General features: G+C 54.6%; 16 protein-coding genes. 11 read left to right on the forward strand and 5 right to left on the reverse strand.

The window, feature by feature from the left end; translation table 11 throughout:
• The first annotated feature begins 60 nt into the window (after nt 1-60).
• The 4 genes from CRO01_RS01500 to CRO01_RS01515 all read left to right on the forward strand — a co-directional run bounded on the left by CRO01_RS01500 (nt 61) and on the right by CRO01_RS01515 (nt 6,146).
• Complete coding sequence (locus CRO01_RS01500; protein ID WP_097007354.1) at nt 61-2,964, forward strand: queuine tRNA-ribosyltransferase tRNA-guanine transglycosylase; 2,904 nt, start codon at nt 61-63, stop codon at nt 2,962-2,964.
• 97 nt (nt 2,965-3,061) lie between these two features.
• Nucleotides 3,062-4,096 carry a tRNA-guanine transglycosylase gene (locus CRO01_RS01505; RefSeq protein ID WP_097007355.1) on the forward strand — a complete coding sequence of 345 codons (1,035 nt, stop codon included), beginning with the start codon at nt 3,062-3,064 and terminating at the stop codon, nt 4,094-4,096.
• Nucleotides 4,093-4,989 carry a hypothetical protein gene (locus tag CRO01_RS01510; protein WP_097007356.1) on the forward strand — a complete coding sequence of 299 codons (897 nt, stop codon included), beginning with the start codon at nt 4,093-4,095 and terminating at the stop codon, nt 4,987-4,989. Before CRO01_RS01505 ends, CRO01_RS01510 begins: the two co-directional genes overlap by 4 nt.
• Nucleotides 4,989-6,146, forward strand: coding sequence for a BREX system ATP-binding domain-containing protein (locus CRO01_RS01515; RefSeq protein WP_097007357.1), 1,158 nt, complete (start codon nt 4,989-4,991; stop codon nt 6,144-6,146). Before CRO01_RS01510 ends, CRO01_RS01515 begins: the two co-directional genes overlap by 1 nt.
• A 265-nt stretch (nt 6,147-6,411) precedes the next feature.
• On the opposite strand, the gene CRO01_RS01520 is transcribed toward CRO01_RS01515, so the two are convergent.
• The 5 genes from CRO01_RS01520 to CRO01_RS01540 all read right to left on the reverse strand — a co-directional run bounded on the left by CRO01_RS01520 (nt 6,412) and on the right by CRO01_RS01540 (nt 10,766).
• A complete protein-coding gene (locus CRO01_RS01520) occupies nt 6,412-7,191 on the reverse strand; it encodes a hypothetical protein (RefSeq protein WP_097007358.1) in 780 nt (259 codons plus the stop codon).
• A gap of 154 nt (nt 7,192-7,345) precedes the next feature.
• Nucleotides 7,346-7,726, reverse strand: a complete 381-nt coding sequence (locus tag CRO01_RS01525; protein WP_097007359.1) for a hypothetical protein — start codon at nt 7,724-7,726, stop codon at nt 7,346-7,348.
• A 2-nt stretch (nt 7,727-7,728) separates the two neighbouring features.
• Nucleotides 7,729-8,580, reverse strand: a complete 852-nt coding sequence (locus CRO01_RS01530) for a ParA family protein (protein WP_097007360.1) — start codon at nt 8,578-8,580, stop codon at nt 7,729-7,731.
• Nucleotides 8,581-8,712: 132 nt separating this feature from the next.
• On the reverse strand, nt 8,713-9,822 hold the full coding sequence (locus tag CRO01_RS01535) for a competence protein CoiA family protein (protein WP_143824884.1): 1,110 nt from the start codon (nt 9,820-9,822) through the stop codon (nt 8,713-8,715).
• 116 nt (nt 9,823-9,938) lie between these two features.
• Complete coding sequence (locus tag CRO01_RS01540) at nt 9,939-10,766, reverse strand: HFX_2341 family transcriptional regulator domain-containing protein (RefSeq protein ID WP_097007362.1); 828 nt, start codon at nt 10,764-10,766, stop codon at nt 9,939-9,941.
• Nucleotides 10,767-10,900: 134 nt separating this feature from the next.
• Between CRO01_RS01540 and CRO01_RS01545 the strand changes: the two genes are divergently transcribed.
• The 7 genes from CRO01_RS01545 to CRO01_RS16285 all read left to right on the forward strand — a co-directional run bounded on the left by CRO01_RS01545 (nt 10,901) and on the right by CRO01_RS16285 (nt 17,482).
• Entirely contained in the window at nt 10,901-11,896 is a 996-nt protein-coding gene (locus CRO01_RS01545; RefSeq protein WP_097007363.1) for a DUF2797 domain-containing protein, read from the forward strand.
• On the forward strand, nt 11,893-14,547 hold the full coding sequence (locus CRO01_RS01550; protein WP_097007364.1) for a hypothetical protein: 2,655 nt from the start codon (nt 11,893-11,895) through the stop codon (nt 14,545-14,547). Before CRO01_RS01545 ends, CRO01_RS01550 begins: the two co-directional genes overlap by 4 nt.
• Nucleotides 14,548-14,985: 438 nt before the next feature.
• Nucleotides 14,986-15,345, forward strand: coding sequence for a hypothetical protein (locus CRO01_RS01555; protein ID WP_097007365.1), 360 nt, complete (start codon nt 14,986-14,988; stop codon nt 15,343-15,345).
• On the forward strand, nt 15,342-16,073 hold the full coding sequence (locus tag CRO01_RS01560) for a hypothetical protein (protein ID WP_097007366.1): 732 nt from the start codon (nt 15,342-15,344) through the stop codon (nt 16,071-16,073). The genes CRO01_RS01555 and CRO01_RS01560 overlap by 4 nt, the downstream gene beginning before the upstream one ends.
• Before the next feature lie 167 nt (nt 16,074-16,240).
• On the forward strand, nt 16,241-16,429 hold the full coding sequence (locus CRO01_RS01565) for a hypothetical protein (RefSeq protein ID WP_097007367.1): 189 nt from the start codon (nt 16,241-16,243) through the stop codon (nt 16,427-16,429).
• Entirely contained in the window at nt 16,422-17,210 is a 789-nt protein-coding gene (locus CRO01_RS01570; RefSeq protein WP_097007368.1) for a resolvase, read from the forward strand. The genes CRO01_RS01565 and CRO01_RS01570 overlap by 8 nt, the downstream gene beginning before the upstream one ends.
• On the forward strand, nt 17,207-17,482 hold the full coding sequence (locus CRO01_RS16285; protein ID WP_143824885.1) for a hypothetical protein: 276 nt from the start codon (nt 17,207-17,209) through the stop codon (nt 17,480-17,482). Before CRO01_RS01570 ends, CRO01_RS16285 begins: the two co-directional genes overlap by 4 nt.
• The last annotated feature ends 126 nt before the right edge of the window (nt 17,483-17,608 follow it).

Consider the following 17,608-nt stretch of genomic DNA (forward strand, 5'->3'; position numbering starts at 1 on the left):
AAGCGGAAAGGGAGATTCATAAGGAGGAACCAACTTAGCGTAAGACGGTGAATAGAATCTGTGAGATTTTACGTTCCTGAGTGGGACGACGCGGTCGATTCCCACTACGATTTCCGACACGACGAACTCTCTACTCTCGACCGTCAGGAGCGGGATCTAGATTACATCTGGGATATTTTCGAGCGCGACACAACCCCGATCGATGGCGTGCTAATTTCGCGTGAACAAGTTGAAGAGACGACTCGCAAAGCAAATCGTCTCGCCGAGTACGGGGTCTACGATGACCCGGTGTTGTCCGTTCCAGAATGGCTTCCTACGATCAGCGACTGCGGCGCGTGGGGCTACAAGTCACTCCCGTTCCCTCCGTACGGGAACGCCGAGATGCTTGACTTCTACGAAACGCTGGAGGTCACAGTCGGCGTTACTATCGATCACCTCGTTTTGGGTTCGGGGAAAGACAAGGGTCGTCTGTACCTCGACGAACGCGCCTTCCATACCGATTTCAAGAAGAGTGACATCCCAGACGCACTGACTGACGTCGTCGATTTGATGGTCGACGAGTGGCCCAACGAATGGCCTACTTACGTCGAGGAGTACGAACCGTCCATCTGTACTCAATCGAAGAAGGAGGTCGAGGCCTTTGCTCCAGAAGACTTCCAAGGCGACGTCGATACGGTACTTGCGCGATTGGCTCGTGATCCCAGAGCGGTGTACCGAGAGGACGACGCAGCATTCCGCTACGAGCTTACTCTCCGGAACGCTCAGGAGATGTACGACCTGTACCACCGAGGTAACTACCCGTTCCGGCTAATGGTAGCGATCCAGGGCTGGAACCCCGAGACGTATATCGAGGCCACGGAAGAAGTGCTCGACATTGGATACGATTATCTCGGTATCGGTGGCGTCGCTGGCAGTCCCATCCACGACGTCAGGCAAATCGTGAAGGGCGTCGGAAAGACTGTAAAGGAGTTTGAACGCGAGAATAACACTCGCATTGACTCGCACGTCTTCGGGTTTGCGAAGAGCGAAGGATTCGAGACGGTCGGTCGATCGGGGATGACCAGTTTCGATAGTGCGAGTATGCTCCGTTCGGCATGGACAGGAGGGCAGAATTACCGGCTTGACAACAACGAGCGATACGACGCGATTCGGGTTCGTTACCCATCTAACCGCGATTCTCTTGCAGAGGCCGTGGAGAAGTCCCTTCGAGGCCGCGAGACGCTAGTTGCGTTGAGAGCCTTCGATTCTGAGGAACCCATCGTTGACGCGCTCTATGAGTGGGAGAAGAAAGCAGAAAAGGTCCTTCCAGCCACTCGAGAATATCTACGTGAACACCGTCACGACGAGCAATACGACGCTTCGCTACTCCAAGAAGTCGAAACCGCTTTTAGAGACGATTTCGAGTACGCCCGAGAGCTCCAAGCGAGCTTCAGCGACAATCTTCGAGGAAAGCTGGTCAAACTTCTTCGGAAAGACGATCCCGAAGACCCGGTTAGCTTCGAAGAGTATTCTGATTTACTAACCGTCGCACAGCAAGAGTTCGAGCCTTTCCCGCGTATGACTACCATCCTTGAAAACGACGATCCTGAAACTACTTATGACGCGATTTGGACCGTCGTTCGAGATTACGCGACGTGGATCGGCGACGAAGACCTCTTAGAAGAGTACCAGCGTACACTGCAAAACCGACCTTGGGAGAAGTGCGATTGCTCGATCTGTACCGAGAACAGTATCGAGGTCTGTATCTTCCGTGGTAACGACCGCAACCGTCGACGTGGATTCCATAACACCCGACGGTTCTACGACGAGTTCACCGACGAGCTACCGAAAATCCTCATCGGAATTCGAGGTACGGCATCTCTGAACGGCTACGAAACTATCGAGGACTACCTTCGAGCCGAGCATCCAGACTTCTGGCAGCAGGTGCATGATCTCCCAGTTGCCGAAGTTGGCGTTTTGGATGCCGGCGGTGTACGGGAATGGTGGGACGAGACCCCCACCGGCGTTTCGCTTGCCCGGAGTCGCATGGCTGAAAACCTTGGCCAGCAAGCAGAGCGATACCAGAAGGTGTTCCTCCACACACCTGACGGAGAAATCGACGAGCACATCGTAGATGCCGTGGAAGAAAGCAACTGCACAATCCAGACGTTCCAAGATCCATCGAAACTGCGCCAGAATGCTTTGGAAGCGTGCGGAGAGAATTACATAGCTGGGGATGACTTCCTGCCTCACCCACCCAAAATCAACGTCCAGGATGGGCTCGACATTTTGGTTATCGACCAATGTTCTGGCTCGAAGGACATCCCCGAAGGTGCACCCGTCTTCGATGATAAAGAGACGCTCCAATTCTCGAGAGAAGAGCTCTTGGAGCGCGATAATGTTCCCGGAATCAACGCCAAGGATCTCTACACGGGCCGACAGCAGGAGTTCGTGAAGGAAGCGGTTAGACGGCTCAAAGGAGAAGGTCACGATGTCGAGCGGTACTTCATAAGTGCAGGCTTCGGCCTCGTTTCCGAGGACGAACCGTTGCCGCCATATGAAGTGACGTTCAGTTCGATGGGCGTTGCCGACATCAGGGAGCGATCTAAACAACTCAGCATTCAGGCCGACTTAGAGCAGGTGCTGAACGAGTCAGACTACGATGTAGTCTTCTTCACTCTCGGGAAGGATTACTACACCAGCATTGACATCGATAATATGGTCCAGAACGTTCGTTCTGACCGTATTGGAGTCGTCTTCAACCGGGAACTCGTCGACGACCAGTTCGATAATATCGTGTCAGTGCCTGCCCGCACAGAAGACGCGAAAAACCACGGCACAATCGTAGTAGGGTTGAAAGGACACTATATGAAGAATTTCGCACACCGTATAGACAGTGTCGAATCACTGGAACCTGAAGCGATTGAGGGCCTCTGTCGTCGTGTAGAAGAGGAACCTACTCAGATGGCCTTCGAGAAGTATTAGACGAGAAATTACTAAGGCGAACCTCTATACTTCACCTCTTCTGATCGTCTATCGCCCCATTATCTAAGTAAGATAACAGCATATCCGAGCGGGAGGGATGCTGTACAGACAACGGAAACTCGATCTTCCCCACGGAGAACTGGATACACCAGTTCTCTTCCCAGTTAGGAACGTGGGGAAGCGATCGAGTGATAACACTCCCAAGTACGTCGGCACTATCCCGGAGTTTTCCGCGGCGATGATTAACGCTCGATCGATACGGAACCGGGACCCGATGTGGAATCGGCTAACGAATGGTGTGACCCTCCGCGAAGAGATGGATGTTCCAGAGGATACCATCATCTTCGCTGATAGCGGTGGATTCGATTTTTCTGAGCAGGAGATCGACACTACACCGAAAAAGACGATCAAAACTCAACGGAAATTAGATAGCGACATACACGGAACAATTGACATTCCTTTATCCAGAGAAAACCGTGCAGCAGAGAACCAACGGCGTATCGACCGAAGCATCGAGTTTGCTCTCGAAGCAAGTGATCTCCATACTGGTGATGCTCTTCTCTTTGCAAGCGTTCACGGGTACGATCCAGAAACGATTCGTAACAATATCCAGTACCTGGAGAACCACGGAGATTTTGACGGATACGCACTCGGGAGTATGGTCCCAATCCGGACGGACTACAAAAAGGTAACAAAGCTGGTACTGGCTGCAAGAAATGCGACAAAGAAGCATCTACACGTTTATGGGCTCGGTGGATTAGTCTATCAGCCACTTTTACTTTATCTCGGTGTCGATAGTTTTGACTCGTCGGCGTTCATCAGAAGTGCCGGCAATCGTAACTACTTGATACCTGGTTTTGGAGGGGAGGAGCTCCACAACATCGAGGACTTGGATCGGTTGCCTTGCCCCTGTCCGATCTGTGGGCAACGGAGTTTAGAAGACATCCGGGAAGATCGAACCGCGCTCACTCAACATAATCTCTGGGCGCTTGCAACGGAGCTTCGGCGATTCAAATACATAGCTGAGTCCGATCGAGACGTCGAGAATTATCTCGATCTTCGGTTCCAGGGCAACGAAGTCACTAAGAGAGCCTATGAAACCGCAAAACAGCAAGTGAGGAGGCTCACATGAGTGACGAACGAGCGACGATCCGTCCAGTCACACTGAGCCGTCTGGTCGAACTCACACACGCCTGTGCAGACGACGAGAAAACGACAGAGGATCTCGAGACTGCCCTCGATGTAAGTCATCGGCGAGCGCGAGAAACAGTCCTAGAAGCGAAACGGATCGATCTTCTGGACGAACGCGAGTCAGATGATGTTTCCTTTTACGAGACCACTGCTATCGGTGAAGCATTCTTAGAGGCGATTCAAGATGAGGACTGGCAGCAAGTGAGTTCAATCCTCGCGACTCGTAGCCCTCACTACGGAGCATTTCTCGAGGTTCTGGAGCAGATCGAACCGACAGACCTCGATGCCCTTCTGGAGAGCCTGGAAGAAGACCAGAAGTATACACCCTATTCGTTCAACCAGACCGGCATAGAGGTCGTCGGTGACTGGGCTGAGCGATTAGGTCGCGTTCAGCGGAATGCCTTCACTGGGAGCTACTATTTGACCAGCCACTCTAGCATTCCGGATAACTTCCCTTTCGTGGTGCTTGACGCTTATGACAACCTCGAACAGACGGCTGGCATAGATTTGCGACAGCGCTATCTGTCGATACCGCAACTTCGGGAAGAAGTCTGTGAACGAGTTGGATGTTCACGTGAGGGTTTCGACGAGGCGCTGGTCGCTCTTTGCCAGCAGAACGTCGGCAAGCTCGAGCTGTCGGGAGCCCCGATGGATACGGAGGCTAAAGATTCTGCTCTCGGGATAAAGCAAATTTCCTTGGCAGATGAGGGAACGTTGGTCTCCACGTCGCAATCAACACAGCAGGTGATGTCTGGCGTCGAATTGTACGACAAACAATACTACTACCTCGCGGTCCACGACCGCGACGTCACGTTCCACCAGGAGGATACATAATGTCCGACGCATTCGACATTTCAGACGAACAGCAAGACTACTCACAGTACGGTCTCGAGGCCAATCCGTTTCCGTACAGTCCGGTTCCCGCAGAGGACCCCGAAATATACTGTGGTCAACAGCACGTCTCCGAAAAGATTAGTTCCACAGTCTCTACGATGCTTTCGACTGGAAAGTCCAAGCATCTCGTTATTACTGGGAAATACGGCAACGGAAAGTCGCATACGCTCAAATATACCCGCTCGCTGTTACGGGACCGGGACGATGTCGTCGTTGGGTACGTTGCTCAACCGGGCGAAGGCTTTCTCGACATCTATCATGAGTTCGTGTACGACCTAGGTTTCAATCGAGTCCAAGAGTTGGCCTACGAGTACCTCGCCTCGGTTGCTCGTGACGTCACAGATGCGAATCCAATTAGCGCGAGCGCAATGAAATCGCTCATCGATGAGGGAGAAATCCTTCTCTCTGAGATCGTCCCGGAGGCAGTTCGACGATTAAGCGATGTGACTCACTTTGCCGACTTTGCTCGTGCGATCGTACACATGGTGTACGAAGACACCAACCTCTATGCTTGGCAGTGGTTGACCGCAGAGGGTATCCGGTATGAGCAGCGCAAGGAGATGGAGATCCACAGCGCACTCGATGACGATACGATGGGCGTCCGGGCGTTTACCGCTTTCAAGAATATGCTACTCGAGCTCGGTTATACTGGCGTATTCGTTTTCGTCGACGAGTTCGAGAGTATCGCCCGTCTCAGCCCAAAAAACGAGCAGGCTACGCTCAACAGTATTCGACACCTGATGGACCAGAATAGTTCCGGGCTGTGTATGTTGTTTGGCTGTGCTCCCGAAGTCTGGCAAGACGTCATGAGTGAGTATCATGCTTTTAGCGAGCGAATCGGAGAGGAGGTCGCTCTGAAACCCCTCACAAACGAGCATCTGAACGATCTGGTATCAGACTACCTCAGCCGAGAGCGCAATGGGCCAAACGAAGATTCTTCAATAGACCCGTTTACTGATGAAGCGTTGGACGTGATTCTACAACGTTCTCAGGGTAACGTTCGCCAGGCCCTGGCTATCTGTAGCCGCGTGCTGGACTCTGCTATTGAGGAAAGCCGAGAGCAGGTCACACCTGAATTCGTTCAAGAATCGATGTGAAAAGTGGTCTACTGAACGAACATCCCACTAGTTATGGGGCTTCTGTCCCTCAAGCCATTTTGAACCGCGTCGAGGATGGGCAGTTTCAGAAGGAGAAACACATCCCGCTAGGTTCATGGGCACTCTGACATCAATACGGCAGCCAGACCGTATGATCCGATACATGCATACGCCTACGTATATTTCGGAAACCCATCTTCATTTGTTCGATTCACCAAGATCAATTTCTCCCAATAGAACCGTAGATCAGCAGGAGGCGTAGCGGTCAGACTCGAGTAAGAGCTTCGTAGCTCTCGTCGTCTGCGAGTTCGTAGAGGCGGTCGAGGTTTGGGTCGGGCACTTCTATTCTCGCCTCATACTCGCTATCTCCCCAAGTGGCACCGAGAACGGGTCGCACCATAGCGCGTACGTGCTCGTAGTCTTCGGGGTCAAGCGCTTGGAGATCGTGGTCGTTTTTGATTTGCTGCACGTCGTGTTGCCATCCAGCGTAGGGTTTCTCGACGTCAATGCTGACACGGGTGCCGTCAGCGTGAGTGAGGAGGTCAACGATTCCACCACGACCGTTGAGCAGTTTCTGCGTGATGACTTCGGTCGCGCTAGTGACGTAGCGATCGACGAGATCAACGACGGCGGATCCAGGGATGGAAGCCGACACACCGACATCGCTCAGACTTTTTTCGATGTCCATGCTGGCGACCGGGACCTTTGCTGACTCGATCGGGACGATACGCGGCCTTTGCGTCGCGACTTGTTGAATTTTGACGTAATAGCTGTCTATCGTCCCCTGCGTGTAGCCCGTCCCCTGAATGTAGAGGGCGGCGTCAGGATCAACGTACCAACCACTGGTACTGGAGAGAGCAGACAGGTCCACTTCAAGGTCGGATCCTTGCTCGACTGGGATCTGGCCCTGGATTTTGTACTCTGGCTCGTTTATAAACCTGTTCTCGATCTTGGTTGCGTCGAGTTCCACCGGCAGCTCGAGGGGACCTCCACCATCGTGGAAGCCGTGATCGTCAGCGGTGGGTGATGCGTTTGATTGACTCATCGCAAGTGGAGATTTTGATTGGTCAGGTAAATACCCTAGCCCACTGACGGATCCTCTCCGAGCACTTGTATCTATAGTTAGAATGGGCTGAGAGACAATATACGGCGAGAATATGTGGATATAGGTTTTCCTATAGGATACGATATAGAGGCATCTATAGGTTTTTTGTCGCCTTATCGCTGACCGCCTCGCGCGTCGCTTTCATAGCCTCCGGTGCGGCGGTTCCAAGTCCAAGCCGAAGCGCAAGCCGAATAACCTCGCTCCGATCAACGTCCTCCTGGTCGACATCGAGCTCGTCCTGAAGACGATGACCGACATCATCCAGATGCTCGGGATGGTTCTCGAGAGCGCGAACTAATGCTGCCATTGGCCCGTCCCAGACACTGACGACCTTCTGCTGATCTCCTTCGTCGATTTTCTCCAGTTCTTCAAGAATCGCGGTTTTGAGGTCATTCCGTTTCTGTTCTGCACTCACTTCGTCCAATCGGTCTCCTTGGCTGGTCTGCTGTTTCAGCTCTTCAATTTCGTCATCCATGGTTAGTTACCACTGACGCGTTCTATGAGCGCTTCAGCGTTGGTACGATATGCGTCACGTGCTTTACGGGCTGTTCCACTCGGATTGTCCAGCGCAAAGATTGACTGTCCCTGCTCGGTTGCGTTCCGGATGTCTTGCGAAGAGGGAACATACTTTGGCGCGATTGCTCTAGGGTACTCCTCGCGATAGGCATCAAGATACTCGCCAGCGAGTTTCGTACGTGAGTCAACTTTGTTCGGGAGGACCATCGCCAAGTCGACATTGATGTTGAAGTTGGCCTCGACCTTCGCGAGATCGTCACGTAACGCGCCAACTTGTTCGGCCTCGAACGGTCCCATTTCGACGGGGGCGAGCACGTTCTGTGCTGCCCAGAGTCCGTTGTAGGTCACGTTCGTCGTCATTCCTGGCAGGTCGATCAGTACGGCGTCGTAGCCAAGCGGGTCAATGTAGTCGTCAAGGAATTGCTTGAACCGGGAGTACCGGTCGGAAGCATCGTCGATGTTCGCAAGTTCCGCGTCAAGCGTATCCAGTCCAGGATGTGCCGGGATTAGATCGACGCCCTCGTCGGTCTGCACGATGAGTTCCTCAACAGCCTCGTCGCCGAGCTTTTCGACGATCGTCTCCCAGGCGTCGTCGAAGACTGTCGAAATGTTCGGCCAGGCGTCGTCGTTCTCGATGGCGGCCTGTGTGCCCTGCCAGACGCCGAATGATTTTGCGAGGTCTCCCTGTTTACCGGCAAGATCGATGAGCAGGACGTCGTGTCCTTGCTCAGAAAGTGCGACGCCGAGATGTGCGATACTGGTGGTCTTTCCTGTTCCTCCTTTATCGAGGAAACTGGCCACTCTTGCGCTCATTTATGTATTCCTATATGCTCAGATATAGGGTAACCTATAGGATAAACCCTTGTCAGACATCCCTAAGCAACTCGTCAATAGATGTCGTCGAGGACTCTCGGTTCGTCTTGGACTATTGATGTCCAGAGTGAGTTATTCTTTCGAGAGGTACGGCTCGAGGCTATCGAAGAAGTCACGAAAACGATAGTGGAACTTCTCTGAGGGTGTAAACGCCGTTTTCACCTGATCTGATTGTCCGTTCGCATCCTTCTTTCCCAGTTCTAAGAGATAGCCGTTATCGGGGGTAGAAATGACTTTCAGCCAGGCCGTTATGGGATCGGCGTACGCTTTGATCCAGCAAACATCCAGATCCTGCCACTCTCCCTCGACCTGCTTTTTTTCGAGTGCCGAATTGAGTACGTCCGGAGCATGCTGAAGACGGCCGATGTCATCTTCCCTGAGCGGAACGTGGACAAACTCGGGGCGTTGTCCTTTCTTGCCTTTACTCAGCTTCAGGTAGAACCCTCCAGCAGGTGCTTCAGCGAATTGCAGAGATCGGTTGGTGGGTTGATGTGGTTTACTTAGCCACACTTGCTGATGCGTCGTCCAAGACCTGTTTGACCGCTGGCGCTGCCCCCGTTCGAAGGCGTCGCGAATCGATGGCTGGTGGTGATCCAGGTAGTCAGGGGGGAGTGGAACTTGGATCTCAGGAGTCGAAGGCTCATCTACAACTGGCCATGATAGCCCATCGTGCCCTCGAAGCTGAGGAAGAGCCTTCGGCCAAACGGGCTGGATATGATCAATAGCGACGTCGTACTCGGCATAGTGCTGTTCAGATAGCCAGAGGACACTGAAACCTTCGTCGTAGTAATCTTGGTCAGTCGCAAAGAGGTCTTTCGAGTTGTTCCGGTGCTGAACCTCGACGGCGATTCCCTTCCCGAGAGGAGACCGTGGTTCTGGAAATTCGACGAGAACATCTGCCCGGCGTGGACCGACTGATTTCTCGATACTGACGTCCGCATCAGGGTAGGTGGTTACGAGTTTCGAGAAGGCGATTGCCTTCATCCGCAGGTGGGGAATCGACTCACCGCGACATTCGTCGTTAGTCTGATGACGGAAATGGCGGGCGACGAAACTACCGCGGCGACGATGTTCGTCGACGACACTCATCGCGTCATCGCAGACAGGACAGACTAGCGCATCGGAAGATTCTGCTTCGTGGGGGAGGACACGCTCACCATCGCGAGTTGCTGTGAATGGCATGATTCAGGGCATACTGAACTGACCGTAACTGAATGATAGGCATCCAACTATTATCTGTTTCACGATACTGGTGGCGACGTTCTCTGATTAATCTACCGTGGTCCCTTGGATTCTGGTCAGCTTCTGTCAAGCATGTATGCGAACGCTTCGAGAGTATTCTGACCTTCCTCGGTTGCTTTGACGTATTTGTTCCGGCCTTTCTTGTACGTCTCTACGTACCCGTCTTCTCGAAGCGAGTCGAGTAAGTGAGAGTCGAGCAGGCGGTACAGGCCGCGTGTGTCATCGCCTTCATGATCAGCGAGAGGATCAATCCCTGCGGCGACTGCAAACTCGATACACTCCTGTTTCGTTACCGGACCCTCGTTGACGATATACTGGAGAAGCTTGAGCGGGGCATAAGAGGGCGCTTGGATTGGATACGTTGGAAGGCGAGAGATGCTGGTCACATTTTTCGCCACCGGTACCTCTTTGTCTTGCCCGTATTCTGAGGCACTCACGTAGATTGGTTCAGCACCGCTCGTGACCATACAGGCGATCATGCCTGCAATCGCGGTGACCTTCCCTCCCGAGGCGAGATTGACATAGACCTCGTGGTCTTGGTTGGCTTGAATGAGTTCAGCAACTGTTCTCAGGGTATCATACAAGTCGAAGATATTGCAGATGTTGTCATCGTCAACATCAATCCCAGCACCTCTCAAATCATCGTGAATGTCCTCATAGTACCCCGGCCGCTCATCGGGGTCATCCCCTTTGTGGTAGATGAGATACACGCGATCTGCGCGCATTCGAATCGCTGGGACTGTGACACGCTCGTATTCGTACCCCAGCGGGACAATGTGGACACGATCAGAAACATTCAGGCCCTCGAACGAGACTGACTCCTCTTCCGTGCGCGCATTTGGGCTCTCACCTGAAAAGGTAGTCTTGTCCTCGTTACTGCTCATAGGCGGGTTTGTACGGGACAGATTATGAATAATGCGGTTATTCTGGTAACGTCGTTACAATACGCAATATCAGCAACAATGCTGTTTTGTCAGCGTAGTATTTTTGTATCCTTTCTTCGTGTCACGTCTAGTAGATGCAGAATAAGCAGGAAACGTTCGCTTCCTTCAGTTCCCCTCGGGTCGCAGCGGACGCCGCCTCGATAACTGGAGTCATCGACTTCGTCTCCTGGTACAACGACGAACCCGCGCTCAAGTTCGCGCAACCGGACGTACCGATCCATCAGCGTCCGGACCTTCCCCTATCCGAACTCGTGGGGACAGAGATTCGAGTGACAATCTCTGAAGAACAATACTGTACGCTATGTGGGGAACCAACTGAAACTTCCCCTTGTCCAGACTGCGCCGGAGAGCCGCCTCATGCGACGTGTGTGATGCATCCTGCGACCCACTGTGAGTACAAAGCCTGCCCATACCCAGACTACAAACAACGGTCGTGCTCGCATACGCATCTCGTCTACCTCGCGGCAACCGACCGGATCAAGGTTGGCATCAGCCGAGAGTCTCGAGCACGCTGCCGCTGGGCCGAACAGGGTGCCTCTCACGCGATCCCCATCGCTCGTGCGCCTAACCGAAAGGCAGCAGGGATTATCGAGAAGGCCATCGGCGAGGAGTGGCCGCAGCGCCGTCGCCACGAGTGGTACCAGCCGATGGAAAACAGCGTCGACCAACTCACAGATGACGCCCTCGCTACGGCGGCCTTGATCCCGGAAAAGCTCCAACCATGCTACTTCTGGGCTGACAGCGATCGGCAGGACGTTCGTGATGCTGTCGTCGATGTACCTTCCATCGAGGCGCCGGCCCTTGACCAGCGACTGACGACTAACCAATACTCGTTGTCAGCGGGAGAGTCGCGGGAGGGCCGAGTGCTCGGGATTCGCGGCGGACTGCTGGCGACTGACTCGTTCGTCGCTAACCTCAAAGGCCACAGTAGTCACGTGCTCACGATCGAGACTGACGACCCATTCTTTGAGGAGACCGATCTGCGCATTCAGCCGAACGAAGAGGATCATTCGCAGGAACGCGAACAGCCATCTGAGTACATCCCCGCCACCAAGGAGGGTGCTGCATGACTGAGTTTTCCTACGACATCATCGAAGACGAATACGGCGAAAAATTGGCTATCGAGTTCGAATACGACGAGGATGTCAAGAATCGCTTGAAAGGTCTTTCGTGGGACACGACTCACCGTGCCTGGGACCCAGATGTCGGCGCGTGGACGATTGAACTGACGCCAGCGAGTATCCAGGCATTCGAAGAAGAGTTCGACGTGACCGTCCCCGATGAATACAGGTCCGGCGAGATCACTGGTGGTGACAACGAAGAAACTGACACGGGAGTCGACTCTGGTACAACTGACTTCCAGCCAGCAGCTGAGAAGAGTAGTGCCACCACCAGCGATAGTACAGGATCCGACTACGACGAGGACGCAGCTATCGAAGATGCCCTCGTTGACACGCGCGACATTTCGGCCAGCGGGCATGGGTTAACCACGTATCCTGCCGCGCAGCGAATCGACGACGTTCCTGTCCACGTCTATAACGTCCTCATCACGACAGGGGATCAAGCGCAGTCGGCTGCCGAGCGCCGTCGGCGAGCGTACTCCGCTATGCGTGAAATCCGTGAAGAGTACGAGGATCAAGCACCACCGATGGCGTACGCTGGCGACCTCGAGGTCGTGTCCCTCCACCCAATCCCCGGCGATGGTACTCTCGAAAGCGAGGACGTTCGCGAGCTCAAAGAGGCGGGAAAGCGAACGCTAGAGTTGTCTAACCAAGCCGAGCGTGCACAAATCCAGCGCCTCGTAGAGGAAGCGTTCAAACACCGTGTCGCCGACCAGGATTTCATTGTCCACGGCATGCACAAGATTCTCGAAGGCGAGCCCGTTCCCATCCAAGCTGGAACTGGAAATTTCCGCTTGCACGAGCGCTTCGACTGCGCCATTACCGTCGCATCGTCAGGACAGGTCTACCTCCACGTGAACCCCAAGACGCGTGTCCAAACCGACTATACGCTCGACAAACTCGAGAACCATCGACTCTATCCCGGGCTACGACTCGTCACGACCTACAATGGGCGTGGGTATCGACTCGGCCGCGTTCAGTCTGAGAGGGCTCGCGATCCGACAATCGACGCCGAGACAAGTGTCGTCGACTACCATCGAGATGACAATCCGCTCGTCGACGACAAGACAGTTGAGCGAATCGACAGCGCGAACCGCCGCGTCGTTACTGCATACCCTATGGGTTCCGGTGGAAAACAGACCTTCCCTCAAGAGTTGCTAGCCCTCCAAGGACACACCGCGAATCTCGCAAACTTCGACGGCGATTTTTGGGCGGAAGCACAGCCGAAGATGCGCCGTTCAGCATCCGCTCGTGTCGAAGACGCCGTGGAGTTCGCTCGGCAAGTCGGTGACGTTCCCTTCGACGGGACTACCCTTTCCTTCCCCGCTGACGCACCACTCTTCGCTGGCGACTCTCATTTTCGTGTCGAACAACTGTACGAGATCGACGCCGAGATTCTCAAGTTCGCCAACGGCCGTCTTGGGTCGCATCCGAAGGAAGTCGGCCAGAAAGGTGTCTACAAACCGCCTGCGTCGTTCAACGTCCTTTACGTCTATCCGCAGCAATTGGAAGGCGACCAAGCCGATTCATTCTGGGACACGTTCTCGCGGAAGCTCAGGTCCATAGGTGCTGAACCGGACAGCCGATCGGACATTACGTTTGATCCGACGCCGAAAAGCGACGGACCAGGCGACGTCGACATCCAAGTTGGTCGCCAGATTTCGAGTGACCACGAGTATGATGCCGCGTTGGTGGTTCTTCCTCCAGAAGAGGGCGCGCTGATCTCGTTCTACCAGCCCTACGACGAGCTTAAGGAAGTTCTCGCCGAGAAAGGACTCCACTCCCAGATGATCGATCGGAAGTCGATGAATGAGCTTGGCTACCACCAGAATATCGCTCTCGGGTTAATCAGCGCAGCTGGCGGAATCCCGTTCACCGTGGAAGGCTCGTTGCCAGGCGATGCCGATCTCTACCTCGCGTTTGATGTCGGTCAGTATTTCGACGACGATGACGATGGTCTCCAAGACGGAATTCGCGTCGGCGCGTCCGTGACCGCGATCACGAACGAAGGCGCGGTTCTCGGGTACGCCCACACAGGCCCGCAAGCAGGTGAACGCATTCCTGCATCGGCACTCCGCCGGATCGCCAGACAGTCGCTGTTAGGGTACGAAGAGCGCCGCGGCGACGCGCCCGACCATATCGCTATCCATCGCGATGGCTTCATGAACGATCCGATTGAGCCGGCTCTCGGGTTCCTTGACGAGCGCGGTATCTCCTACGATGTGGTCGAAGTACGCAAGCAGGCACCCGCCCGGATCGTCAAGCAGGAGGGTGGATTCGCGACTCCTGATAAGGCGATCGCCTGCATCAACGACGAACAACACCTCGCATATATCGCGACGTATGGCCAGAAAGAACCGCTTGCCAAGGGCACAACTGGAACACCACGACCGATCACGGTTGAGCGCAAACATGGAGACACAGACATCGAGACGCTCACACGACAGGTGTATCTCCTCTCGCAATGCCACATCGGCGTCGCGAACACGACGACGCGACTACCGATCACGACAGCCTACGCAGACCGCGCGGCGACCGCGGCAGCAAAAGGACATCTCCCATTGACAACGAACTTAGAGACAGGTATCGGCTTCCTCTAAACTGGCTGGGCACAGTGACAGGACACACCTCCTCGAAGTGATCGATATTATCGTTTCAGAATGACCTCCAATGATAAAACTATCACCTAGCCCGACAAACGGCGACTGACGTGATTCCCCTGCCTCAATGGCGAATACCCCTACCCACTTGTGGACCCACCTTCTTATGTGGTTCTCACCACAGCCTCGACTATATGGTCTAAGATGTTCTAATAGGGCCTCTAAAACAATTAAAATCCGTGAGGCGTTTCTGGATGCGCACCATGTACACCACACTGTTCTGTGACATTTCTATATATAAGCCCTGGAGGAGATGGGTGGGATCGAAGAAGAACAAGCAATAATTTCTGGTAAACGGGTGCACCACATGCACCACGTAAATATGCAGTACACCACACCCTCCTTGAGTATAAGTGGAACGTTACCTGACCTCCTCACATGGGTGACGAACTCAACATCACCAACACAGAACCCGACGAATTTCGGGTTGAAATTGGCACCAGTTCTCTCGGTGAGGTCGCAGAGGTGATCGTCCAGCTCGAGAGGCCGATGCATGAGGGTACTCTCACGACCGACGAGGTGGCTCAGTTGCGCGCTGCCGCCACTGCTCTGCTGGCCAGGCTTGCTGACCACAACGCGGGCGTCACTGCTCGCCGTGATGGCGCCAAGAGTCAAGGACGAGTCGCGTTCGGCCGGGAGCACGAAGGTGAGGCAGGTATTGGACTGTTCATCCGTGCTGAGGACCTCCCCGTCATCGCCGAAGAATACCGCACTTGGAAGGAGAAACAGGAACAATGACTCTGTTCGAGAGCAATGTCGACGTCGATGTCGACAAAGAAAACGAAGAGGAAGAGACTACTACATCGGTTGAAGAGGAGGAACAGACTGCCACCACAAGCGAGGAACAGACATCGAAGCCCACGACGGGCGCTGACGAAGCCCCAACTGAGGAGTCTGTGAAGAGGTCGAGAGATGCGCCCAAGGAGGATGCGGTCGAGCAAGCGAAAAAGGTCAGCAGAGATCGTCCTAGTTTTCAAGGCGGGAAGAACGTTCTAGACCAGCATACGGCCGAACAGCCGGCGGACCTCACGGACAGCCACCCAGACTTACAGCGCCGTGGTTTCCTCAGCCCCGTGCTCCGGAAGGGAATCTCAGAAGCTGCGAGAGATCCCGCCTCACCGCTCCATGATACAGACATAATAGAGGATGCGGTGAAGCGCTTGGCTGCCGATGAGGAACGGTTGGAGACGGTGGTGGAAAAAAGCGAGCACGCACGTTTGCTGGCGAGAGCACGGCGCAATTCAAGAAAGCTGTGGGCGATCCCAACCCAGGAAATGGCACGTGTTGCTGATTCGCGGATGTATACTCGTGAACGGCGTGCCGTTCGCGTTGCGCACGAGCACGCTGCAAGGGCAGCTCTTGAGAAGGTTCCCAGTGGCGAATGGATTGAAAACGCTCACGTCGATGTCGAGGGCCTCGACACGCTTCTCGACGCACAAGGATGGACCGTCTTACTAAACCACTGACTGTCTGATTTTCAAGGCTTGGTGATCCTCGACGATGGCAACAGTCGAAGAGGTTGGAAACACAGAAACTGGTGGTTCGTGGCTGCGCAGTGTGTCCCACTACCCGGGGGTTCCGAGACACCAGTAATTAGCACTAAGTGTAGTGCAATCTTTAGCACTAACTACTGATGCCCAAGACGACCGTTACGAAGACCACGAGTACCACCACCAACTCCGACGGTGAAGACCGAACTGTCGAGCAGTATCGAACGACTGTTCCCAAGGGCATTGCCGAGGCGATGGACCTCGCGGGAGCACGTGTCGAGTGGAACATCAAGAGCGGGAACACGCTCGAAATCACAGTCACCGATGAGTGACGCCACCACCAGCAAGGCGCTCGCGGTCATTCGACGATCGCAAGGCGACGAGGATGGTGCCAGCCTTCGCCTCCAGCGCGAACAGGTGCCTTCGCTCGCGAGCGACCTTGCCGACGAGTACGATGTCGTTGACCTAGGTGTCCACACTGGATTTAGCATACTCTCGCGAGACAAGGACGACCCGAGAATTGACGATAACGACGAGATCCTCAACGCGATCGATCGCGTACGAGCTGGAGAGTACGACCACGTGGTCGCCTGGGACGACTCCAGACTGGCCCGCGACGACTTTTTCGCGGAATGGCGGCGTGCAGCTGCCTCGGGCAGCGCCGAGTTCGCATTCGTCGCTGGAGACGTTGATGTCGACAGTATGGAACATGGCGTTCGCCGAACAGTCGAAACCGCAATCAAACGCGAGGAAATCAAGAAAGCTCGGGAGGCTGTGAACGACCGCGAACAGCGAGCAATGTGGAACTCCCGGCCACCGGTCGGTCTCGAGTTCGACGACGCGCGCGAGTATCTGGTGGCAAGTAAGCAGTTCGACACCGTCGTGGACGCGCTCGCAATGCGCGCCGACGGCGTGTCGTATCGTTCGATCGCAGACGAGACCGGACTCTCCCGCGGAGCGATTGAGCGGTGGGTCAACCACGTTGAGGACCGAGCGCAGTCATGCCGCGATGGCGGTACCGCACGTACGCTCCTCGACGCCGCCCCGGACGACGCAATTGACGACTATGAGGGAGACAACCTGTCTGCCACCAGTGGGGGTGAGGCAGCGTGACCTACGACGAGACACTTCCGAAGCTCATGTCCGTAATTGACCGGACCGAACTCGTTAGTGAGGATTCTCTACCAACGTTGTCGCAAGCACGGGTAGTTGCGCCTGCTGGGAGTTCATCGGTAGACGTCGCGGTTGTTCTTAACGCGGCTCGTGACGGTGAGGATCGGCAGGTGACCGTGCGTACTGACGCTGACGGGATGCGCGCGCTCGGAGAGTCGCTCATTGAGGCGGCCGACTCAGTGTCTCCCAACGACGATCGTAGTGACGAGTAGCATCGCTCATTCCTCTGGTATGTAGTAGCAACCATTCCCGTTGAAATCCTAATGTAGGGCTTTGTTTTAACGGTCGTGCTGGATACAGAGGATGTAGCAGCACCGAGAGTATCTTTTGTGCAAGCA

The organism is Natronoarchaeum philippinense, from assembly GCF_900215575.1.
GTDB lineage: Archaea > Halobacteriota > Halobacteria > Halobacteriales > Natronoarchaeaceae > Natronoarchaeum > Natronoarchaeum philippinense.